The sequence below is a fragment of the Bacteroidia bacterium genome (assembly GCA_037045145.1).
Taxonomy (GTDB): domain Bacteria; phylum Bacteroidota; class Bacteroidia; order AKYH767-A; family OLB10; genus OLB10.
In genome coordinates this window covers 1,072,477-1,095,929 of sequence record JBAOIA010000012.1, presented here as the reverse complement: position 1 = coordinate 1,095,929, position 23,453 = coordinate 1,072,477, and the positions used below count along the sequence as shown (strand labels likewise).

At 38.6% G+C, this 23,453-nt stretch carries 17 protein-coding genes and 1 tRNA gene; 10 read left to right on the top strand and 8 right to left on the bottom strand.

Annotated elements, in window-relative coordinates; all coding sequences use genetic code 11:
* Positions 1 to 25 precede the first annotated feature (25 nt).
* From V9G42_13960 to V9G42_13945, 4 genes are all read left to right on the top strand, one after another.
* A complete protein-coding gene (locus tag V9G42_13960; GenBank protein MEI2760529.1) occupies positions 26 to 4,456 on the top strand; it encodes a T9SS type A sorting domain-containing protein in 4,431 nt (1,476 codons plus the stop codon).
* A gap of 216 nt (positions 4,457 to 4,672) precedes the next feature.
* Entirely contained in the window at positions 4,673 to 5,800 is a 1,128-nt protein-coding gene (locus V9G42_13955) for a DEAD/DEAH box helicase (protein ID MEI2760528.1), read from the top strand.
* 40 nt (positions 5,801 to 5,840) lie between these two features.
* Positions 5,841 to 6,029: a cold-shock protein gene (locus V9G42_13950; protein MEI2760527.1), complete on the top strand. Its 189-nt coding sequence runs from the start codon at positions 5,841 to 5,843 to the stop codon at positions 6,027 to 6,029.
* 115 nt (positions 6,030 to 6,144) lie between these two features.
* Positions 6,145 to 7,809, top strand: coding sequence for a DUF4139 domain-containing protein (locus tag V9G42_13945; protein MEI2760526.1), 1,665 nt, complete (start codon positions 6,145 to 6,147; stop codon positions 7,807 to 7,809).
* A 178-nt stretch (positions 7,810 to 7,987) separates the two neighbouring features.
* On the opposite strand, the gene truB is transcribed toward V9G42_13945, so the two are convergent.
* The 5 genes from truB to V9G42_13920 all read right to left on the bottom strand — a co-directional run bounded on the left by truB (position 7,988) and on the right by V9G42_13920 (position 11,783).
* Positions 7,988 to 8,698, bottom strand: a complete 711-nt coding sequence (gene truB, locus V9G42_13940; protein MEI2760525.1) for a tRNA pseudouridine(55) synthase TruB — start codon at positions 8,696 to 8,698, stop codon at positions 7,988 to 7,990.
* Positions 8,699 to 8,703: 5 nt separating this feature from the next.
* Positions 8,704 to 9,504, bottom strand: coding sequence for an undecaprenyl-diphosphate phosphatase (locus tag V9G42_13935; protein ID MEI2760524.1), 801 nt, complete (start codon positions 9,502 to 9,504; stop codon positions 8,704 to 8,706).
* Positions 9,505 to 9,524: 20 nt separating this feature from the next.
* A complete protein-coding gene (locus tag V9G42_13930) occupies positions 9,525 to 9,722 on the bottom strand; it encodes a DUF3098 domain-containing protein (protein ID MEI2760523.1) in 198 nt (65 codons plus the stop codon).
* A 94-nt stretch (positions 9,723 to 9,816) separates the two neighbouring features.
* Positions 9,817 to 10,689 carry a permease-like cell division protein FtsX gene (locus tag V9G42_13925; protein MEI2760522.1) on the bottom strand — a complete coding sequence of 291 codons (873 nt, stop codon included), beginning with the start codon at positions 10,687 to 10,689 and terminating at the stop codon, positions 9,817 to 9,819.
* 95 nt (positions 10,690 to 10,784) lie between these two features.
* The gene (locus V9G42_13920; GenBank protein ID MEI2760521.1) at positions 10,785 to 11,783 is read right to left on the bottom strand and encodes a glycosyltransferase family 9 protein; all 999 of its coding nucleotides are present in this window, start codon (positions 11,781 to 11,783) and stop codon (positions 10,785 to 10,787) included.
* Between the two features lie 86 nt (positions 11,784 to 11,869).
* Here V9G42_13920 and V9G42_13915 point away from each other — a divergent pair, with 86 nt between their 5' ends.
* From V9G42_13915 to V9G42_13890, 6 genes are all read left to right on the top strand, one after another.
* Positions 11,870 to 12,634, top strand: a complete 765-nt coding sequence (locus V9G42_13915; protein MEI2760520.1) for a TatD family hydrolase — start codon at positions 11,870 to 11,872, stop codon at positions 12,632 to 12,634.
* Positions 12,634 to 13,656, top strand: a complete 1,023-nt coding sequence (locus V9G42_13910) for an asparaginase (protein ID MEI2760519.1) — start codon at positions 12,634 to 12,636, stop codon at positions 13,654 to 13,656. The genes V9G42_13915 and V9G42_13910 overlap by 1 nt, the downstream gene beginning before the upstream one ends.
* 191 nt (positions 13,657 to 13,847) lie before the next feature.
* Positions 13,848 to 13,935, top strand: a tRNA-Ser gene (locus tag V9G42_13905).
* Positions 13,936 to 13,953: 18 nt separating this feature from the next.
* Positions 13,954 to 14,574, top strand: a complete 621-nt coding sequence (locus tag V9G42_13900; protein ID MEI2760518.1) for a SirB2 family protein — start codon at positions 13,954 to 13,956, stop codon at positions 14,572 to 14,574.
* Positions 14,575 to 14,596: 22 nt separating this feature from the next.
* Positions 14,597 to 15,787 (top strand): GTPase HflX, encoded by a 1,191-nt coding sequence (gene hflX, locus V9G42_13895; GenBank protein MEI2760517.1) that lies wholly within the window; start codon positions 14,597 to 14,599, stop codon positions 15,785 to 15,787.
* 96 nt (positions 15,788 to 15,883) lie between these two features.
* Positions 15,884 to 16,510 (top strand): hypothetical protein, encoded by a 627-nt coding sequence (locus V9G42_13890; GenBank protein MEI2760516.1) that lies wholly within the window; start codon positions 15,884 to 15,886, stop codon positions 16,508 to 16,510.
* Positions 16,511 to 16,562: 52 nt separating this feature from the next.
* Here the strand turns inward: V9G42_13890 and V9G42_13885 are convergent, their stop codons facing one another.
* The 3 genes from V9G42_13885 to V9G42_13875 form a co-directional block, all read right to left on the bottom strand.
* Entirely contained in the window at positions 16,563 to 18,494 is a 1,932-nt protein-coding gene (locus tag V9G42_13885; GenBank protein MEI2760515.1) for a KUP/HAK/KT family potassium transporter, read from the bottom strand.
* 607 nt (positions 18,495 to 19,101) lie between these two features.
* A complete protein-coding gene (locus tag V9G42_13880; protein ID MEI2760514.1) occupies positions 19,102 to 20,631 on the bottom strand; it encodes a T9SS type A sorting domain-containing protein in 1,530 nt (509 codons plus the stop codon).
* The gene (locus V9G42_13875; GenBank protein MEI2760513.1) at positions 20,628 to 23,444 is read right to left on the bottom strand and encodes a T9SS type A sorting domain-containing protein; all 2,817 of its coding nucleotides are present in this window, start codon (positions 23,442 to 23,444) and stop codon (positions 20,628 to 20,630) included. The genes V9G42_13880 and V9G42_13875 overlap by 4 nt, the downstream gene beginning before the upstream one ends.
* Positions 23,445 to 23,453: the final 9 nt, after the last annotated feature.

Genomic DNA, 23,453 nt, shown 5'->3' with positions numbered 1-23,453 from the left:
GAATAATTTTATTAACCTATCAAATATGAAACAACTCCTACTATTTCTGATTGTCGGTTATGCTCTGTTAGCTAATGAAAGCAGTGCACAATGCACAGGTGGTACTCTTGCCAGCAATATAACACCGGGAGTGACTTGGAGTACCACCGGAACCACTGCCGTGGCAGCAGGAAAATATTATACATTTACGGCTACGTCAGGATTTGTATATTATTTTTCATTCTGTGCTGCTGATGGTGGAAATGCTACATGGGATACACAGATAACTATTTTAAATAATGCAGGTACTTATGTTGGAGCAGGTGGTTTTAGTGATGATAATTGCGGATTGCAGTCCTATCTTGCATGGACTTGTGTAACCACAGGAACATACAGGGTGTTGATTACAAAATACAGTTGTACTACTGGCGGTACAGGTGCAACAATGTCATACAAGTACAGTGCCCCTTTAAGTTGTCCTTCAAATCTTGGAACAGGCAACGTAGCCATTGCTTCATTACCTTATAGCAGTGGTGCAGGAACTACCTGCGGAGCAGGCAATGATTTAACATCAGTCAATACCAATCCTTGTGGCAGTACATTTTATCTTGACGGAGAGGATAAAGTTTTTATTTTTACTCCTGCCAGTACCGGAACTGTAACCATAACACTCAATGCACCTTCTGCAAGTTATACAGCATTAAACTTATACAATGGCTGCCCTTTAACCGGTCAACCCGGAACATGTGTTGCCAACAGTCAGAGCTCCACAGGAAGCAAAACACTCACTGTCTGTCTTCAGGCAGGAACAACCTATTATCTGATTCTTGATACTTGGCCGGCACCAAGTTGTGTTCCCTTTAATAATCTGACCATTTCTGCACCTGTGCCTGCAGGAGCCTGCGCAACAGGTAATGGTACAGTAAATGTAGCATCGTTGCCTTATACCAGCAACAATCGAACTACCTGTGGTAAGACTGATGATTTTACGACTACCAATACGATTGCCTGCGGAAGCACTTTTTATAACGGTGCAGAAGACGAAGTATTTATTTTTACCCCCTCAACTTCAGGACAGACAACTATTTCACTGACAAGCGTAAGTTCATGGGTAGGAATAACGCTGTTTGACGGATGTCCTTTGGTTACCAGTTGCAGCGGTACTGCCGGTACCTGTGTTGCTTTTGCACAAAGTTCTGCAGGCAGTCAGAGCATGTGTGTTAATGTTATTGCAGGTCATACCTATTATCTTGTAGTTGACCAGTTCCCATCTCCTTATTGTATTCCTTCATATAATATCAGCATCAGTGCACCTGTAGGTATGCTTCCCGGTGCTGTGTGCAGCAATGCCGTAAACATAAGTGGACTTCCTTTTTCGGCTGCAAATGAAACAACAGCTTGTATGGGTAATGACTATACTAATGCATCCATAGGATCATGCGGTACATTATATGAGTCGGGAGAAGATAAAGTTTATCGTTATGTAGCAAGCGGCCCCGAGTGTATCTCTATAACTTTAAGTCAGGCAAGTGATAATTTAATAGGCTATCAGGTATATAGTGGCTGCCCGGGAAATGCAGGTACAAACTGTATAGGTAATAATAGCGGAGCACTTTCCGGAACATTAAACGGCAGTGTTGTATTGCCGGCAGCAGGCACATATTTTATTATTGTAGATACATGGGCACCGCCAACAAGTGTTACTTATGATATCAGTATTCAATCTTTTGGTTCAGGAGCAGCAAATGATTTACCATGTAATGCAACTCCGCTTCCTATTGGTGTTTATCTTAACGGAAGTAATAGCTGTTCAGGCTTGGCAGGTGAGCCTTCTAATCCATCATGTTGGTCAGCAGGGGCACGAAACACAGTTTGGCATTCTTTTGTAGCACCGCCTTCAGGTCAGGTAACTATAAGAACCGTGCCCGGATCATTACGTAATTCACAAATAGCTTTATATCAAGGAACCTGTGGTGCATCAATGACTTTATTGGCTTGCAATGATGATGCTCCTTCATGCGGTACTACCATTAATTATATGTCGCAGATAAATTATAGTGGTTTGACAGCAGGTACAACTTATTATGTTGTAGTTGATGGTTACAACAATGAGACGGGTAGTTACGGCATTATTATAGTTAGTGGTCCACCCACCAATATTCCTCCTGTATTTGGGCAGGAATGTAGTGTTCCAAATCCTGTTTGTAACCAGATTATATCCATCGGTGATCCGGGTTATCAGGCTTTCGGTTCATCTTGTGACTTTCCGGGCAGCGGTAGTAATTGTCTTTTAAGTGCTGAGCGAGGCTCTGCCTGGTATGAAATAAATATTCAGAATGCAGGTGTATTAGCATTTAACATTATCCCTAATGACTATGTTGCCGGTTTACCAGGTAATGAAACAGATTATGATTTTGCAATTTGGAAGATGAAAGACGGACCTACCAATAATGCTGTTAATACATGTGCAACCTTAGCGAGTGGAGCAGCACCCATACGTTGCAATTACAGCTATCTTGGAGTAACAGGGTTAAATAGCACTGTTACCAATCAGGCACCAGTTCCATATACACCTGATTATAATGCTGCCTATGATGCACAGATTAATGTTGCTGCAGGTGATGTTTACCAGCTTGTTGTGAGTAATTTCTCCAATAGCACATCGGGGTTCACAATGAACTTTTTAAGCTCACCGGTTAATTTCACTCCCAATCCGGGATTTGTAGTGTGGTCTGGTGGTGTTGACAACGATTGGTTTAAAGCTCCTAACTGGGGTGGATGCCAGATTCCAAATTGTACAGTAGATGCTATTATTCCACCATCATCGGCAAACATGCCGATAATCAACGCTGCAGGTGCTTCTTGTAAATCCATGACAATAAATCCTTCGGCCTCGCTTTCTATCAATGCGGGGTTCTCATTACAAGTATGTCAGGACTATAATAATAACGGTACACTGAATGCTGCAAACGGTTCAAATGTATATTTTAATAACGCCTCAGTAAATCAGAGTTTAAATGGAAACATGGTTGGAGCTTCGGCATTTGCTAATGTTGTTGTTAGTAAAACAGGTGGCATTGTAACGTTGGGGCAGAATGCCGACATGAAAGGTAATTTTATTATCACTTCAAGTACAAGTAATTTTAATGCAAATGCAAAAACACATCGTGTTGGAGGAGATTTTCTGAATTATGGTACATACACACCAGGTATTGGTGGCACACTTGAGCTATATGGAACAGCTGCTCAGAATTATTTAAACAATGGAGTTCTTAATAATCTTTCCATGAATCATTCAGGTACTGGCGTAACATTACTTTCCAATGCAACGCTTGGCAATAATGGAATGCTTTCGCTGACTAACGGAAAAATAATCACCAACCTATTTGAAGTGAAAGTTAATAACCGGAATAGCGGAGCTGTTACTCCCGGAAATATGAATAGTTTTATTCAGGGTAACTTACGCAGATACCTGAATACACAAGGATCTTACGATTTTCCTGTAGGTCATGCAACCGCAGGATATCAGCGAATGAATATTAACTTTAATGTTCCGGGAAGCCCAACAACTATTGATAATCTTCTTTCTTTCTTTAATACTTATTCTGTTATCCCTGCCGGAATAGCGGCTACTGAATGTAGTGTGGTTTATTCACAGCCTGCTCTTGACAATGGTTACTGGAGTTTTACGGCAAGCAATAGTCCTTTGTCAGGAACCTATGATGCCACTGCCTATAATCTCAACTACAGCAATCCATTTATGGGATGGACTATCATGAGAAACCACGGTGCAGGATGGAATTTGTTTAATGGAATTTGTTTGAACAGCCCTGTTACGGCTGTAAAAAGATTGGCCATGAATGGCTTTGGAACGGGCACAGAGTTGTTTGGAATAACACAGGCCAACAATCCATTACCCGTAGAGTTAATTGCATTCAATGCTTCACCTTTGGTCAATTCAATTATGGTTGAGTGGAGCACTGCCAGCGAAATCAACAGTGATTATTTTGAATTACAGCGTTCACTTAACGGAGTTGAATTTACAACTATTACAAACCTTACTTCACAAGGAAACAGTAATGTGGTGTCGGATTATAAATTTGAAGATAGAGACGTTGTTAAAAACACAATGTATTTTTATAGATTGAAACAGGTTGATAAAAACGGCAGCTATGTTTATACAGAAATTCGCAACGCAAAGATTGATGACGATTCAAATGTTTTTGTAATTACCCCGAATCCGTATAAAAATGAAACCAATTTTGTCATCTTTTTAAAAGACAATGCCGATGTTAGTATGGAGGTTATAAACGTAATAGGAGAGGTGGTTTCAACACAGATAAATGACAGACTTGAAAAAGGAATGCATCAATATACCTTCAGTGCAAAGAAACTTGGATTGCCTGCCGGTATCTATAATGTCAAACTGAATATCAATGGAGTAATTACATCCAGAAATATGATAGAATTAGAGTAGGTTTTCACCAAACAAAATGTTTGTTATGAGCCAATGAAATTAAACAATATATCCAATTTAATGTTGTATGTTTGCAACTTATATTAATAAATCAATTAAACACAACATCTGTAACAAACCCTATAACAAAAAGTAGTTGCACTTTTCAATTAAAGTAAAGTAGGCACTTTATATCAACTACAAAAAGCCTGTATTAAAAAACCGAGATAGTATTTAATGACATTTTCAAATTTAAACCTTATTGCACCCATATTGGATGCATTAAGAAAACTGGAGTATGAAAAACCTACTCCCATACAAGCACAATCAATACCCGCTTTATTAGACGGCCGCGACATTTTTGGATGTGCGCAAACAGGAACCGGCAAAACAGCAGCATTTGCATTACCTATTCTGCAATTGCTACATAATAAAAATCAAAAACCCTCCAACACCATAAAAGCCTTAATACTTGCTCCTACCCGCGAGCTTGCCATACAAATTGGCGAAAGTTTTACTGATTACGGAAACAAGCTGCCTTACCGCCATGTGGTGGTGTTTGGTGGTGTATCGCAACTAAATCAAACCAATGCTTTGAAAAAAGGTGCCGATGTGCTTATTGCAACACCGGGTCGCCTGCTTGACCTTATGCAACAAGGCTACGTAAATCTTCAGCATATAGCATATTTTGTGCTGGATGAAGCCGACCGTATGTTGGATATGGGCTTTATTAACGACATTAAAAAAGTTATTGCAAAACTCCCTCAACAAAGGCAAACCATATTTTTCTCTGCAACAGTAGCTCCTGAAATCATGAAACTTGCCAACACGCTGCTGAGTAATCCTGTTAAAGTAAACGTAACCCCTGTTTCCACTCCTACAGAAATGGTGAAGCAGTTTGTATATCATGTAAAAAAAGAAAATAAACGCTCGTTGCTTCGTCATGTGCTCAAGTCAAATGGTATTGATCATGCACTGGTGTTTACACGCACCAAGCGCGGTGCCGACAGGGTGACCAAAGAGCTCAATAAAAACGGCATTAAAGCCGAAGCCATACATGGTGATAAATCGCAGGGTGCACGCGAGCGCGCTTTGGAGGGTTTTAAAAACAGGAAGGTACATGTGCTGGTGGCAACAGATATTGCTTCGCGCGGTATTGATGTGGATAAATTAACACATGTAATAAATTTTGAAATTCCCGAACAGGCCGAAACCTATGTACACCGCATAGGCCGTACAGGGCGTGCGGGCGAATCAGGAACTGCGCTTTCATTCTGTACAGAAGATGAAAAGCCATACCTTAACGATATACATAAACTGATTAGAAAAAACATTGATGTGGTAAGATCACATCCTTTTCAATAAAAATTATTTTAAATTTTAGTAATTATAAATTAAACAAACAATGCAAAACGGTACAGTAAAATTTTTTAACGAAACAAAAGGATTTGGATTTATTAAAGCAGAAAACGGAGAAGACATCTTCGTGCACGTTTCAGGAATTAAAGAAAACATTCGTGAAAACGACAATGTGGTTTTTGAAGTGCAACAAGGAAAAAAAGGATTAAATGCAGTAAACGTTCGTTTATTGTAATTAAGCATAAAAACACTTGTTTAAAAAGGAGGTGCAGATTGTACCTCCGTTTTTTATGGAATATATCCGGGCATTGCATCTATCCTGTAAATTAAACATTAATACAGGAAGTAAAATGAAAAAACTATTTTTTGCAGCGACTCTGTTTATCGCACAATATACTGAAGCATCTGTTGAAAAAGCAGTTAAATCCAACGTTAAAAGTGTAACCGTATTTACACAAGGTGCGCAGGTTTTTCGTAACTCGCAGGTAGCCTTATCGCCCGGTGTTACGCAGCTTGTGTTTGGAGGTGTTTCGCCTTTTATAAACCCTGCAAGTGTGCAGGCAGGTGGTAAAGGCAACTTTGTGGTGCTTGAAGTAAAGCACAATATAAGATACCCCGAACCTGTGGCGCCTAAAGAAAGTACATTGCCTGCTGCTGTATTAAAAGAAATAAAGCTGCTGGAAGACTCCATTGCAGAAGCAAATTTTTATGCAGGCGACCTTGCCGAAAAAGAAAGTGCATTGCAGTTAGAAAAAGATATGATACTTAAAAACAAACTAACCAAAGGCGAAGGAAAAAGCGACTCACTGGCTGTGCTGATAAAGGCAATGGAGTTTTTCAGAATAAAGTTAACGGATATAAACACGCAATTAGGGAAAATAAAACGTGATGAAAAACGAAACAATGAATTGCTGGCAAGAGCCAATGCGCGTATAAATGACCTGCGCACCTATAAAACCAAGGAAGAGCCTGAAAAGAAATATGAGCCTGTACACGAGGTAATAGTAACTGTGAGTGCTGATGAAGCAGCAACGGCAGCAGTGGAAGTAAGCTACATGGTTACCGGTGCAGGCTGGGTACCCAGTTATGATTTGCGCAGCACTACAATTACGGCACCTGTACAGTTAACGTATAAAGCCAACGTGTATCAAACGTCAGGCGAAAACTGGAACGATGTAAAACTAAAACTAAGCACAGGCAACCCTAACCGCAGCAACATAAAACCTGTGCTGCCACCCTGGTACATTAACTACTACACACAACAACCGGCTTACCTCAAAGGCGCACGAGAAAAATCATTGCTAAACACCATTGCAGGTAATGAGCAAATGGATGCTGCTAAAAAAGATATGGATGAATTGGCACCTGCACAATCGGCAGCAAATTACTCACAACTTATAGAAACCATGACCAATGTTGAGTTTGATATTGCATTGGCTTATGACATACCCAGTGATGGTAAAAACCATATAGTAAGTGTTAAAACCAGCGAATTACCCAGCACCTATTGCCATTACTTAGTGCCTAAAATAGAAAGCGAAGCATTTTTACTGGCACGTGTTACCGGTTGGGAAAATCTTAATCTGCTGCCCGGCCGCGCCAATGTGTTTTACGAGGGAACATACGTAGGCGAAACTGTTTTAAACCCAACAGTAATAAACGATACACTTGAACTTGCCCTGGGGCGCGATAACGGTATAACCATTACCCGCACCAAACTTCCTGTAAAAGAAAATAACAAACTGCTGGGTAATGAAATTACAAAAACCGTAGCGTATGAGTTGCGCTTAAAAAACAACAAGAGCAGAAAAATTGAATTGATTGTGGAGGATCAAATTCCATTGTCAAACAATAAAGAAATTAAAGTGGAGATGAAAGACCATAACAAGGCTGAATACAATGAGCAAACCGGTTTGCTTAAATGGACGATGGCTGTAAACAGCAAGGAGTATAAAACACTTAAGTTTAGTTATGCTGTTACTTATAATAAGGATATGCCGTTGAGTTTGTATTAGCAGTTGTATAACTCCTGTAAAAAACAAAGGCTGCCTTGCATGGCAGCTTTTCGTTTTTTGAGGCTGTTTAAATTCTGACAGATTGTTTTCATATATAGCCCCTATAGGGCTATTATAGTATGAAGCTATTTTTTGGAGTTCCAGTGCTTCGTTTAAAAACGCAAACAACTAAAAAGAATTATTTATGCAAGTTTCTTATGGCTTCAACATAATGCTCAACGGTGTGTGCTGCACTAAGATTAAAATTCCCAATTCGTGTACGGATGAGTGAGCTTAAATAGGCTCCTGAATTAAGTGCCTTACCAAAATCGTTGGCTAAAGAACGAATGTAGGTTCCTTTGCTGCATATTACTCGAAAAGAAATCACAGGCATTGCTATGGCTGTAATCTCAAAACGATGTATATTTATTTTTCGTGGGGTTACTGTTACTTCTTCGCCACGTCTTGCTTTTTCATAGGCACGCTCGCCCTGAATGATTACTGCAGAATGTGCCGGAGGCAGTTGCTCTGTTTCTCCAATAAAAGTTTGCGCTGCCTGATGAATTTGTTCAGTGGTGATGTGTGCTATATCAAAGGTTTTGTTTACCGGTGTTTCTGCATCATAAGAAGGTGTGGTAGCGCCCAAGGTAAAAGTTCCTGTATATTCTTTTTCGAGACCCATTAAAGACTCAATGCTTTTGGTGGCCTTGCCTGTACAGACAATCAGCAGGCCTGTTGCCAGTGGGTCTAAAGTTCCGGCATGTCCAACTTTTATTTTTTTGAATGGACGACTGCCGTCTTCAAGTTTCTGATGTTGCAAGGTGCCTCTTAGTTTGTTTACCACATCAAACGAAGTCCATTCCAGCGGTTTGTCAACCAGAAGCGTTTCGCCCATCAAAAAATCAGGCATTGCGATTAAAGCATTTTAAGTTCAATGCCGGCAAAGTGCAACAGCAAAATGGCAGCACCAATAATTATTCTGTACCAGCCAAAAATTTTAAAACCATGTTTGGTCAGATAGCTTATAAAAGATTTGATAGCAATGGCTGCCACAATAAATGCCACCACATTGCCTACAGCAAATAGTTTTATTTCTTCTGTAGTGAATCCTCCGTTCAATTTATAAAAGCCATACATTTTATAAAGTGTTGCTGCAAACATGGTGGGCACAGCCAAAAAGAACGAAAATTCTGCTGCAGCTTTTTTATTGAGTCCCTGAGCCAGTCCGCCAATGATGGTGGCTGCCGAACGGGATACACCGGGTATCATGGCAATACACTGAAAAAGTCCTATATAAAACGCAGACTTATCTTTTAGGAGTTCTTCGCTTCCGCGCTCTTCTGTTTTTTGAAACCATTTGTCAAGAAGAATAAAAATTATACCACCAACAAGCAGCATGGCTGCAACAACAAGTACATTTTCAAGCAAGGCATCAATATAGTCGTCAAGCAGTTTGCCTAAAACAGCAGCAGGAATAAATGCTATCAGTAATTTTTTATAAAAATTAAAATCAACAACTAAGAATTTACGCCAGTATAAAAATACAACAGAGAGTATGGCACCAAACTGAATGGCAACAGTAAAAGTTTTTGTGATTGGAAGTTCGGCAATGCCCATTACGGAGGAGCCGATAATCATGTGACCGGTAGAAGAAACAGGTAGGAACTCTGTGATACCTTCAATGATGGCCAGAATGATAGCCTGTAGTGTATTCATTAAGACAGATGGAAGCGTATTTAATCTTTGGCGTTTACAACAATGGCAAACACTTCAAGGGCATAACCAAGCACTACCATTATTGGAGCAACCGTCAATCGTTGTGTATCAAAAATGGCAGGATTAAAAACTTTCGGATCAGCAGAACCGCCACCACTCATAAGCATATAGCCAAGCAGTATAAGAACAATGCCGCCAATCATAAGCATGTAATTTATTTTCCCGAAAGGCTAATTGTATTTCCGGTTTTGATGCAGGCTTTGCTGTGGTACTTTTGGTTATGGTTTTTTCCTTTGCCATGAATTTGAATTATTAAAAGATGTCTTCAGTTCGTTGGCGAAGATATTTATTTACTGCAAAATAGGTGCTGAATCCTGAAATAAAAATACCTAAAAACACCACAATACCTAAAACGATGCTCAAATTCACCGGATTTTCAAATGCTATGATTTCAGGAATCTGTTTTTTGGCATAATAAAACACCACTAAAATCATCATATTGGCGATGACAGCACCTATCAATCCCTGCAAAATTCCTCTTACTATAAACGGTTTTCTGATAAAATTTCGTGTAGCCCCAACTAACTTCATGCTCTTTATGAGCATTCTTTTTGCATAAAGTGCCAGTCTGATGGTGTTGTTAATTAAAGCACCTGCAATAAAGAACAACACAGCACTGAAGCCAAGAATGATAAGACTGATGTTTCTGATATTTTTATTGATGGCATCGAGCAACGACTCCTGAAAATAGACTTCCTTAACAATATTGTTTTTGGAAATAAAATCCTTTAGCTGCAAAATGTTATTCTCCTCTGTATAGTCGGGCTTTAGCTTGATTTCCATCAGTGGAAGCAGTGGATTAAATCCTAAGAATGTATTAAAATCTTCGCCCAGTTCTTGTTTTAACTGTTCTGCTGCCTGTTCACTGCTGATGTATGTTACTTCTTTGATAAAAGCATTACCATCTAACTGTTTTTTAAGATTTTGAATATCTGCTTCTGCTGCATCTTGTTTGAGCATGACCGTTAAAATCACATTCTCTTTTAAGTAATCAGAAAGTTGTTTGGCATTGATGAGCAACAGCCCTAACGAACCAATAAGGAACAATACTAACGAAATACTGATGACGGTAGATATGTTTGAACTGCGAAGTGCCTTTCGTGCCAGTTTGTTATCTTCACTCATTGCAGCAAAATTAGAAGGTAAAACACTGCACCAATTACCTCAAAGAGAATTTAATCAACAGGGTTATTAATAAATTTATTTCTGTCGTTTACCAATTACTCGGATTCAAAATAATGGTCGGTGTTTTTAATAATTTCATTAACATCCATGTCGTTCATACAACGGAAATGCTTTTTAGGGCATGTATTGTATCCAATTTTAGAACATGGCCTGCACTTCAGATTTTTCACTTCACTGATGCTGAAAGGCACACTGTTTACAGGCAGATAGGGATACATGCCAAACTCCGGTACGGTATTGCCCCAAACGGAAATAATTTTTTTACGCAAGGCTGCTGCAATATGCATCAGTCCGGTGTCGTGTGTTATGACAGCTTTGCTTTGTTTAATGAGCGATGCCGACTGACCGATACTGGTAATTCCACAAGCATTAAAAACACTTTTTGGAAACATTTTTTGCAGTTCAATGCCTTTTTGTTTGTCTTCAAAACCACCAAGCAGCACCACCTGATGTTTAAGTCCGCTGACAACCTCTTTCATTTTATCAATGGGTAAACATTTTGTGGCATGTTTGGCACCAATAACAAAAGCTACATATCCCAGACTGAATGATGCAGGTAAAAAAGTGTTGATATCAACCTCATCAAGCGGGTTGATGAAATAGTCAAGCCCCTGACCATCGTTGACTACACCCATTGGGCTGATGGCATCAAAATATCGGTCAACTATATGTTTATGCGGCAGCTTGTTTATTTTAAAATTCACATAAATCCACTTTTCAATATTTAGTTTTTTGAAACTGTATTTTTTTGCGCTTAATGCTCTTTTTACCTTCAACGAACGCATGTTGTGATGCAGGTCAACTACATAATCATAACCGACCATTTTTAACTGCTTGATAATTTCCGACAGATTATTATCAACATAAAGGGTGTTATCAATGTAGGGGTTGTTTGCCAATACATCACTAAAGTCGCGCTTGGTAAGAAAATGCACTTCTGCATTGGGCATTTGTTTTTTAATACAACGCAAAACAGGTGTTGTTAAAACAATATCACCAATAGAGCTAAAACGGATGACTAAAATACGGGACATAAAGTGGTTTTCGAAAAAATGTCAAATGCCAATGTTTGCAAAGGTAAGCATTGGTTTAAATACTTAAATTCGATTTACTTTGCATCATGATTTTTACAGACACACACACCCATCTCTATGCCGCAGAGTTTGATACAGACAGAGAAGAGCTTATGCAACGGGCAATTGATACCGGTGTGAGTCGTTTTTTTCTTCCAAATGTTGAAGCGTCAAGTGTTACCCCAATGCTTGACTTATGTGAACGGTTTCCGGAGAACTGTTTTCCTATGATGGGATTGCATCCATGCTCGGTGAAAGAAAATTATTTGGATGAGCTTTCATTGGTTGAGACTGAATTGTCAAAAGGAAATTATTTTGGTGTTGGGGAAATAGGTCTTGATTTTTTCTGGGATATAAGCTTTGTTAAAGAACAGGAAGATGCTTTTTTAAAACAGATTGCCTGGGCATGTGAATTAAATCTACCTGTAAGCATTCATTCGCGTTCAGCAACGGCACGTGCTATTGAGCTTATACAGTCATCCGGTCTTAATGTAAAAGGAGTCTTTCATTGCTTTGGTGGAAATATAGTGGAAGCAAAAGCAATTACTGATATGGGAATGTTTTTGGGAATAGGAGGTGTAATTACTTACAAGAATTCCGGCCTTGATACTATTGTTAGTCAGGTAGAATTGAAACATATTGTTTTGGAGTCTGATGCACCATACCTACCACCGGTGCCGCATCGAGGCAAAAGAAATATTCCGGAATATTTATTGCTGACAGCACAGAAATTAGCGGTCATAAAAAATTGTTCATTGGCAGAAGTTGCTGAGCAGACCACAAAAAATTCTAAAGTTATTTTCAAGCAATGATAAAGACAGATAAGAAGAACCTTCTGATAATTTACACCGGTGGAACCATAGGTATGATTCATGATGAAGAAACAGGATCGTTAAAGCCATTTAATTTCGGCAAGCTCAATACTGTTGTTCCCGAGTTGAAGAAACTTCCCTGTAAGATTGACTTTCATTCTTTCGAGCCTCTGATAGACAGTTCTGATATGCAGCCTGAGCGATGGATACAAATTGCAGAAGTCATAGAAGAAAATTATGGTAAGTATGATGGATTTATTGTCCTGCATGGTACCGATACAATGGCTTATACCGCATCGGCATTAAGTTACATGTTTCAGAATCTGAACAAACCTGTAATCCTCACCGGATCGCAATTGCCTATTGGTGAAATCAGAACAGATGCAAAATCCAACCTCATCACTGCTGCTGAAATTGCCTGTGGTAATGTTATTGTTCCTGAAGTTTGTATTTGTTTTAACAATCAGCTGTTCAGAGGCAACAGAGCTGAAAAATTTACTTCTTCAAAATTCGATGCCTTTCAATCCATCAACTATCCTCCATTGGCAGAGGCAGGCACTGAAATTAATTACAACCATGATGCTATTCGAGAGGTTAACAACAATGCATTAAAAGTAAAAACACACTTCAATAATGCTGTCATGATTTTTAAATTGTTTCCGGGAGTAAACGAAAAGGTTTTGTCAGCAATTTTAAATTCCGGAGTATTAAAAGGTTTGATCATTGAAACCTATGGCTCTGGCAATGCGCCAAAGAATGAAAAGATACTTAAACAATTAATGGATGCAGTAAAAAATCAAATGATAGTTGTAAATGTTTCGCAGTGTAGCGGAGGTGTGGTGCAGATGGAAAAATACGAAAATGGACTTGCATTAAAACGTGCTGGCGTTGTTAGTGGCTATGACATGACAACGGAAGCTGCCATTACCAAGCTGATGTTTTTATTGGGAAGTGAAATGGATTTTCAAGAGATAAAAGTGAATATGCAACTTGATATGGCTGGAGAACTAAGTCGTGAATAAAAGTGTTGATAACAAACTACGCATTGGCGCAGTTGTTCAATTTGTCAACCTACTTTTGATGCGGTTTTAATCAATCTGTTGACAACGGTCAAAAGATAGGTTTGGTTTTAGGTTCTCAGCCTGTCGTATTTTTTTCGGCAGGCTTTTTCTTTAGTCATCATGTTAATTTGTTAGCTTTGCAGGCTCATTAAGGAGAGGTGTCCGAGTGGTTGAAGGAGCACGCCTGGAAAGTGTGTTTACGTCAAAAGCGTAACGAGGGTTCGAATCCCTCTCTCTCCGCAAAAATCTTTTATCAATATGTACACAGGAATTTTACACACACACACACTTGTTGTTTCACTGTTTATTGTTTTATACCTCATTAAAGCAACCTTGTTAGTGTTAAACAAGCATGCAGCATTAGACAACTTTGTTAAGAAAACAAAGGTTGCAGAAATGATTATCAGTACCTTGTTTTTATTGACAGGAGTTTATCTTGCTGTAAATACCGGCAACAAGGGCACATGGCTGTGGGTTAAATTGTTCGTTATTGCTTGTACCATTCCGCTTGCAATTATTGCATTTAAAAAGAAAAACAGTTCATTGGCATTAATTTCACTCATGGCATTAATTTATGCTTATGGTATTTCGGAAACAAAATCCATATCCATGAAGAAAGCAGATACATCAGTAAATACTGCAGGATTGGAAGGTGTTGCTGCAGGTAAAGTTATTTTTGAAAGCAAATGCCAGTCTTGTCATGGTGCAGATGGAAAATTGGGGTTGAGTGGAGCCAAAGATCTTACACAATCTGCATTGTCTGCCCCGCAAAAGATTGATATCATTACCAATGGAAAGAAAACAATGGCTGCCTATAAAGATCAATTGACACAAGAGCAAATTACTGCCGTTGCAGAATATGTTCAGACACTGAAATAATTTATTTCAGTTTAATTTATTGATGAAAGAAAAAACCGTTTTCAAACCTCTTACAGATGTTAAGGAGCGCGCTGTTTTAGTAGGTGTAATTTTGAAAGATCAGCCTGTAGAACAGGAGATGGAATATCTCGATGAACTGGCTTTTCTTGCAGAAACTGCCGGAGCGCAAACATTAAAGTCTTTTACTCAGAAATTAGACCATACCGAACCACGGACCTTTGTGGGTTCAGGTAAACTGGCAGAAATCAATGAGTATATTAAAGCTAATGAAATAAATCTTGCAGTTTTCGATGATGAGTTATCGCCTTCGCAGCAACGCAACATTGAAAAAGTATTGCAGATAAAAGTTTTAGACAGGACACAACTCATTCTCGATATTTTTGCACGAAGGGCGCGCACAGCACAGGCACAAGTGCAGGTAGAGTTGGCACAATATCAGTATCTGATGCCACGCCTCACACGCATGTGGACACACCTCGAGAAACAGCAGGGAGGAATCGGCAACCGTGGTCCCGGTGAAAAAGAAATTGAAACAGACAGGCGTATTGTTCGCGACCGACTGAGCAAGCTCCGGGAGCGTTTGAAAGAAATAGAGAAGCAAGGCTTTAATCAGCGTAAAGCAAGAGGCAATATGGTTCGTGTGGCATTGGTGGGTTATACCAATGTAGGCAAGTCCACAATCATGAATCTGCTTAGTAAATCAGATGTTTTTGCCGAAAACAAACTCTTTGCAACATTAGATACTACAGTAAGGAAAGTAGTGTTTGACAATATTCCCTTTTTATTGAGTGATACGGTTGGATTTATCCGCAAGTTGCCACATCATCTGGTAGAATCGTTTAAGTCAACACTTGACGAGGTGCGCGAAGCCGATATTCTAATTCATGTTATAGATGTTTCGCATCCTAATTTTGAAGCACATATTGATGTTGTCAACCACATGCTGCAAGAACTTGGCTCAGCAGACAAACCGGTCATACAGGTGTTTAATAAAATAGATGCGTTTTCTTATGTTGAAAAGGAAACAGATGACCTGACTCCAATGACACACGAAAATATTTCGTTAGAAGATTTGAGAAAAACATGGATGAACAAAGGCAAAGTAGCTACAATTTTTATATCTGCTACAGAGAAGGAAAACATTGCCGAGTTACGTAAAATTTTACTCAACAAGGTGAAGGCTATTCACCTGCAGCGTTATCCAAATAAATAGTCCTCAATTCTCGCAAAAATTGATTAGGTATAAGAAAATTATTTCACTAAAATATTACTTAAATTCATTAAACTTGCGTTTTAAATTAAAATTAATATGAAAAAGTTTTGTTTTATTATGGTTTGTATTTCTTTAAGCTCTTGTGCAAGTTGGAAGCAAATAGGTGCATTGACTGTGATGAGCACTCGAAATTTTGATGGAAATACAAAGTATATAGAAAAGGCACGTTATGTGGATAGTAGGAAGACAAAAGAACTACCACGTGCAATTCGTAAGGCGCATGATAATATGTCGCCAATGGAAATTGAAATCGAAAAAATGATTTATAGCACACCGGGAGGTGATTTTATTAAGAACGCTAAAATCTACACCAAGAATGGAGAAGTTAAAATAATTGGAGATGTATGGGGTTATGGTGGAGGTGAATCCTCATCACCGATTATCATCAACCAGAATAATGGTACAGTTAAAGAATCGAATGAGAGTACACTAAAGACTGAAAAAGTTGAAGATATGGAAGTTGAGAAGAAAGACAGCCAACCAAACATTTATGGTATGGTTATCGGTGATACAGTAAAATGGAAAAGTATGGGAAAGGTTTTTGAAGGAGTAATTATGAGTATTAAAGGTGAAAAAGCTGTAATTAAAACAAGGAAAGGGGAATTCGATTCATTTGTTAAGATGTCTCTTTCTCAACTCACAAAAATTGAAGCATCAAAATAATTCCACTTTTAAATGGGTTGGTGACTTATTAAATATTTTCTTTTTCTAATCACTAAATCCTTTTCAATCGAAATTTACCTGATGGCTTTACCACCAGTGGAACATTTTCTACTGTTACAGAACTGGTGTCAAGTCCAAATGCTTTTGATTCCGGTAAACTCAGCATTTTTAGAAAGTCATAGGCACTAAGTACAAACTTCTCGTAGAAGGTGAGTTTGTTGTCGTAGGAAAGTGTTTTCTCAATAACAACAAAACGAAAATCACCGATTACATTCTTTTCTTTAAGCGAAGTATATCGGCTGGTGATATCAACTTCATTATTTTTTACAAGCTCCTCAACAACCTGACGAAACATTTGATTGATGCGGGGCTCAATCCGGAAACCCAACCGGAAATCAATATGGATAACTTTATCGTTAACCATTTCTTCTACTTTATACTCCATGGTATAAGGTTCGTCAAGCACATCTACGTGTACAAACCAGTAAATGTCGGCACGCTTCGGAAATTTCTGTAAGAGAGAATACATCACTTTCGATTCTATTTCATCTCTGCGGTTAGCACTGGTCAGATATACAAGGTTGGTTGCATACTTAGGAATAGATTCGTCTTTGCTCAGGTTGGTTAATATTTCCAAAAAGTCTTTTATTTTTACAAAATCCACAAACTGATTGCGGATTTTACGTGCAGCATACCACACGTACATGGTGAAAAACAAGAATGCAGCAATAAGCATGGTCACATAACCACCATGTTCAAACTTGATGAAGTTGGCTACTAAAAAGGCTATTTCTATTACAATAAACAATAAAAAAGTGAGCATGACCAACAGTAAAGGATAACGTTTTAGATAGAGGTAGAAGGATAATAAAGTTGTAGTCATCATCATGTCAATGATAATGGCCAGACCATAGGCACCTTCCATGTTTGATGAATGTTGAAAGAATAGAACCACGGCAATACAACCGGCACACAGTACCCAGTTAACCGTAGGGATATAAACCTGCCCGCGCAGGTCTGTCGGATAAACTACCCTCAGCTTTGGTCCGAAATTGAGTCGAATGGCTTCATTGACTACTGTAAACGCACCACTGATGATTGCCTGGCTGGCAACAACGGCTGCTGTAGTCGAAATTATAATACCAATCAATAAAAACCATTCGGGCATGAGTTGGTAAAATGGATTGATATTGATCGTCTGTCCTTCGAACTTGAGCAGGTGAGCTGCTTGTCCAAAATAATTGACTAAAAGACAAAATTTAACCATGCTCCAGGTGATGTAAATATTTTTGCGACCCACGTGTCCCAGATCTGAGTAGAGTGCTTCGGCACCGGTAGTACAAAGAAAGACTGCACCTAATATCCAAAAGCCTTGAGGATAATTAACCAATAACTGATAGGCATAGTAGGGATTGAATGCTTTTAGTACCGTTGGATTTTGAATAAGCTGATTAAATCCTAACACAAACAGCATTGAAAACCAAAGCAACATAATAGGGCCAAATGATTTACCCACGAAATTGGTACCAAACTGCTGAATAAAAAACAAGCCGAAAATGATTGATACAATGATGGGTAAGATAGGTATATCTGGATGGAGAATCTGAACACCTTCTACTGCCGAAGATACAGAAATTGCCGGGGTGATTAATCCATCAGCAAGCAGGGCACTTCCTCCTAAGATAGCAGGAAATACCAACCATTTTACTTTTGTCTTTCTTACCAATGCATAAAGAGAAAAAATGCCACCCTCACCTTTATTATCGGCTCTAAGCGTGAGAAAAACATATTTAAATGTGGTTTGAAGTGTTAGTGTCCAGAAAATACAACTGATGCCGCCTAAAACCAGTTCAGGGCTTATGGGCCTTGAGCCAATGATGGCATTCATTACATACAGCGGTGAAGTGCCTATGTCGCCATAAATGATTCCAAGCGTGACTAAAAGGCCGCCTAATGTAATTTTATTTAATGCATCGTGACGCATACTGATTTTAAATAAGGCAGCAAAGGTATGATTTCGAAATGTTTATTGAAGAAAGTTTTAAAAAAATCTCAATCGTAATTGAATTTTAATAATTCATATTTGATAGTAAAGTTAGCATAATGATTAATGGCAGTATAATTATGGAATGGTTTTGCATTTCTTTTTTAATGCTTATACACCAGCAATCTCTTAGTTACACTTTGGTAATTGAATGTTATCACACTATGATAAATAACATTTATAATATCTGGCAATGAAATAAATTGCAATGTGCTCCACGAGTAGATAACTTTGGGTATCCTTCTTCACTCTTTTATTTGTGTTTATCTTTATTTTAGTTGTACTCATAAATGCATTTGTCTTGATACAAAAGAACCAAAAAATCAAGACTGTCTGAAAAACCACTACAAAAGCCATCAACGCACGAAAACAAAAACTTGTTGCCGCAATCCGCCACAGGCGGATATGCCGGCAACTTCAGACAGTTTGTTTTCTTTTTGCTCATATAGTTGGCTTTTACTTAACGTGTTTTTTCAGAAGGTCGGTATTTGAGCCATGAAGAATACTTTGTAAACATGGTATATTAGGTTTGAGTGTTTGCTTTTTATTACTCCTTAAAGACAACCAACTTCTTATGCACCCTTTCATTACCACTGCTAATCACACATTGATAAACGCCATTAGCGATTTTTGGCAATGAGATGTATTGAAGCGTACTCCATTGCGGCAAGTTGTAAGAAAAAACTTTTTTACCCGTTATATCAAATACCTCAAAAGTGCCCTTACTATTCTGCGGTAACAAGTACATGATTTTAAAATTTCCATTGTTGGGATTTGGTGAAACAGAAAACTTAAAATCATGCTGCTCCATTTCATTAATACCTGTTATCAAACAAGGACAGGTAGTTTGAGTAGTATCACAACCTAAGTAATAATTGGGGTGATAAACATTCCCTCTTACAGACCAACAAGGCAAATGCAAATCATGCAGATGTACATCACATGCCATTCCTGCACTGTCAGGATAATTAATGTAGTGCAAATCAATAACACCACTACCCGAAGAAATATAAATCTTACCATTTGCAGCAAGATACATCCACCAAAAATCAGTTTGAAAGGGTGGTATGGGTGAATAAAAGCCATCATTAACGGCAACCGTTGTTTTACTTGCAGCAACATCGGAAGTGTCGGTATTAAATTGATATACTCTCTGAAAAGAGGAATGATATAAATATTTTGAATCCGATGAAAATGCCAAACCAAAACCTGCGGAACTATCGCTTATAGCAATATATTCCAATCCTGTAAAATTACTGTTGCATCTATCAAAATTAAAAATTCTTACATCGTGGAAAGGTGGTGGATTACCTGTACCTGATGTGTATGCAAACTTAGTTCCATCAGGAGAGAATGTAGGTTGCCCTGCATTGCCTGAAAAAGGAATAGGAAACCCCAAATTTTGCGTACCCATATAGGTAATGCCTGATGAATCCAATAAAAATTTATGAATGATTGTGCTTGCATCTTTTAAAGCAAACACCCACCAATCTCTGCCATTGGCATGTTTACATGCTGCTAATCCCCAAGCCAAATCATCATTCAATATATTCTGGTTTTTAGTTGTAACCGCACCCAAGCCGCCATTCAGCGACAAATCAATTTCCGAATAATACAATTCGGTTGAAACAAAATTGTTGTTATAATTTCCCGTCTGATGAAACAAAATGTATTTATCAGCATTACCCGGATAAGGCAAAATGAAATTACCATGTGCTAAAGGAATACCAGAATAAGCATCGCACCAATTATTGGTAAAGGAGTTCGGATTCAACCCACCTCCATTCATCATGGTATCGCCTGTGGCATCAGCTATCCAACAGCCGTTACTCACAATTAATAAATTACCATTTTCATCACTGATATTTCCCTGTGCTGCACGAAAAGCCATTTTCCTGCTTTCACTAATAACCGTTACAGAATTGCTGTCAAATAGCAACCTTCCCTTTCCCGATGTTGTATAAGCATCAGTAAGTATATTATAACCTATAAGAAAATTATGTGTTTTTCCCTGTGATTGTGCCATCACAGGGAAAAACATCAATAATGCTATAAAATAAAATTTATTTCGTATCACCTTACAACAATGAGCTTAAAATTTTGAATTTCATTTTTTGTTTTTACAACAATCGTATATGCGCCTTGTTGTAATTCACTAATGTTAATTATATTTACTTGATTACATTTCAATTTTTTATTCAGTACACTTTGCCCTACTGTATTTGTTATATCTGCGCTGAATGTTTCGTTTTCTTTGCAACTAACTTTTATTGAAACGTAATCGCTTGCAGAGTTCGGCTTTACTTCAATTCTTTCTGATGTTAATTCATTAGCTGTTTTCCCTTGCCTGTAAATGCCATAGAGCAAACAATTCACATCATCATTGTATTCAATTGAATCATTTACCAAAGCTATTACTGCTCTTGCTCTATAAACCGCTTCACCACTGTAATACGGACATTGCTCCGCAATATTCATTATCTCATTATAATGCTCATCAATGTTTGTATAATTGGCTTCTTCTAACTGCATAAACAGGTCATTCATTAATGTACTGTTTATTTCATTCTGTTCATCGCCATTTATAATGTTGTTGGTTAATTCACCTTCATACATTTCGCCCGATATAACAGCATTATGCTGCAATATAATGTTCTGCCTTGTTCTTTCTAAATTTCCTATTTGCACAATCCATTGCTCTAATAGAGAATCAGCATTGGTGCCAGATTGCTCGATTGAATCTCGCATCGCTTCAAAATCTTCTACATAACTATTAAATACTTTCAATAAGGTATCTATGCTATTCAACATTGGAATAAATGTAGAATCCATTTTGCCGTAGGTTTCAAACCTCCTTTCTACTGAGTTAAGTTGCCCTTCGGCTTCTGCTAGCATTTCATTATAAAAATTCTGAAACAAGGTGTCGCTTGCAAGCAAGCTGTCGTTATTTGTCAACACTTGAAACAAATACTGCCTTGCCATGCTTTGGCTCTCGGGGATAAATTCTTCTGTGAGTATGCTGTCACCTGCAATTATTCTGTACAAAATCTCATTGTCTATTCCTTCAAGCATATCGTAACAAGCCGCACCGCATTGATACGGGCTTGTTGTCGCTGTCGGGCTAAACCAGCCTAAGTTTTGTTGTGCCAGTATGGGATAGTAAATGTTACCCGGAACATCAGTTGTTCTCACACGAAATTCTGAACCTGATAATCCTCCGAATGATAAATTCGCATTATAAGCACCAACAGTGTCGCGGTAATCAATAAATCTGTTTCCGTTGTTTGGTTGTATGCCTGTTAAGCCTACATTGTTAATGTACAGCCCCAATAAATTATTGCGCAGGGTGTTGCCTTTGAGTTGTGCGCCCATGCAGTTGCCGCCAAAAAATATTCCTGTGGCTGTGCTGTCAATGCTGTTGCAACTGATGCTTGCATTGCTGCTTATACTGTAAACAATACCTTTTGTTACTGTGTTAGCAATATTAAGATTGCGTACACCATTGCAACGTACCAGAGTGCTGTCGCAATTGTTTGATGTTATGCCTTCGCTGTAAAAGTTGCTGCTGCTGTTGTTTTGTTCTATGTAGTTATGTGCCACCAACGGTTTGTATACATTTTGCATGCGTATGCCGTAACGTACATTGTAAAGATACAGGTAATTGTTATCAATATAATAATTACCCTGTCCGTTTTTATTGATTTCGCTGATGATGATACCCGAAGCTACATTTAATCCGGCACCATTGACATGAATGGTGTTGTTGTTTAAATCCATCTTGGCTGCACCGGCATTGTTGTTGCAAACAATACCTGCGCGTTTGGCTTTTATTTCGTTCCAGGCAATGGTAGCACTCAGGTAGTCTTTGCAACGGTTTACTGTTGCACCTATATACATGCTGTCCATGCGCACATTGTTTAGGTTCAGTGTGCTGTAGGTAGTCCACACACCGAAGTGGCTGCTATTGATAGTGATTTGATTGTTCATCACGGGCTGCATGGTGAGGTTGCCTCTTTTGCCCGTAGCAATATCACCAACAGATGCTACTGCCGTGCCATTGTATTGTTTACCATAAAAAGCATCGGCTTGTATATTACCAAAGAAACAATTTTTTACTGTTACAGTGCTGCTTTTGGTAACAATACCATTGTTCAGGTTTAAGAATTTGTTTAGCCACATCGAATCCTGATAGGTTCCAATAGTCCCTATCCAATCATTAAGCAACACACCGCACTCCGGCTTTACGCCATGTGTATTTTGTCCTGTGTAGTTTTGTTTAAATGCCGTGAAATCAAAAGTTGTCTGCTCTACTTTTAGTGTTGTGCCGTTGTAATAGACATTTGCCGATGGCGGCATGTACACTCCAATTACAAAGTTTTTGATATAGGCATTGTGCAGTGTTGCCTTGGCTTTGTTGTTGGCAAGTACTGTAGTATCAGCATCGGCAATAGTGCTGCCTTCGTACACAAGTAACTCTCCGTAGTCAAGTACTGTAATGCCGCGCCACATATTGGTGCAGCCTGTTACAAAGCTGCTGTCAATATCCAAGTAGCCGCCAGCCTGCACTATAATATGCGCCCCTGCATTCATATACACATTGCAACGCATCAATTTTAAGGTGTCGTTTACAAACAGTGTGCCTTCAATAAATATGTTTAAGGTGTCGTATCTGTAATTTAGGGTAGTACTGTAGGTGCTGTCGTAAATGATGAACGTGCTGCTGTCTGTGCAAGCATAGTTTACACTCACACAAACACTATCTTTCCACATAGTGCTTGCCGGAGAAGTAACGCTTGCTACGTTGTAGAAGCAACTTCCCGGAGAGGTAAAATATCCTGATACGGTAAAGGTGTCGCATTGCATGGATTGGACGGTTGCTTCTTTGTTCATTTCTTTTGC

What these genes read in the sequence shown, in the direction of transcription:
- V9G42_13960 (MEI2760529.1), top strand. Translation starts at nt 26, where the DNA reads ATGAAACAACTCCTACTATTTCTGATTGTCGGTTATGCTCTGTTAGCT.
- V9G42_13955 (MEI2760528.1), top strand. Translation starts at nt 4,673, where the DNA reads ATGACATTTTCAAATTTAAACCTTATTGCACCCATATTGGATGCATTA.
- V9G42_13950 (MEI2760527.1), top strand. Translation starts at nt 5,841, where the DNA reads ATGCAAAACGGTACAGTAAAATTTTTTAACGAAACAAAAGGATTTGGA.
- V9G42_13945 (MEI2760526.1), top strand. Translation starts at nt 6,145, where the DNA reads ATGAAAAAACTATTTTTTGCAGCGACTCTGTTTATCGCACAATATACT.
- truB (MEI2760525.1), bottom strand. Translation starts at nt 8,698, where the DNA reads ATGCCTGATTTTTTGATGGGCGAAACGCTTCTGGTTGACAAACCGCTG.
- V9G42_13935 (MEI2760524.1), bottom strand. Translation starts at nt 9,504, where the DNA reads ATGAATACACTACAGGCTATCATTCTGGCCATCATTGAAGGTATCACA.
- V9G42_13925 (MEI2760522.1), bottom strand. Translation starts at nt 10,689, where the DNA reads ATGAGTGAAGATAACAAACTGGCACGAAAGGCACTTCGCAGTTCAAAC.
- V9G42_13920 (MEI2760521.1), bottom strand. Translation starts at nt 11,783, where the DNA reads ATGTCCCGTATTTTAGTCATCCGTTTTAGCTCTATTGGTGATATTGTT.
- V9G42_13915 (MEI2760520.1), top strand. Translation starts at nt 11,870, where the DNA reads ATGATTTTTACAGACACACACACCCATCTCTATGCCGCAGAGTTTGAT.
- V9G42_13900 (MEI2760518.1), top strand. Translation starts at nt 13,954, where the DNA reads ATGTACACAGGAATTTTACACACACACACACTTGTTGTTTCACTGTTT.
- hflX (MEI2760517.1), top strand. Translation starts at nt 14,597, where the DNA reads ATGAAAGAAAAAACCGTTTTCAAACCTCTTACAGATGTTAAGGAGCGC.
- V9G42_13890 (MEI2760516.1), top strand. Translation starts at nt 15,884, where the DNA reads ATGAAAAAGTTTTGTTTTATTATGGTTTGTATTTCTTTAAGCTCTTGT.
- V9G42_13885 (MEI2760515.1), bottom strand. Translation starts at nt 18,494, where the DNA reads ATGCGTCACGATGCATTAAATAAAATTACATTAGGCGGCCTTTTAGTC.
- V9G42_13875 (MEI2760513.1), bottom strand. Translation starts at nt 23,444, where the DNA reads ATGAACAAAGAAGCAACCGTCCAATCCATGCAATGCGACACCTTTACC.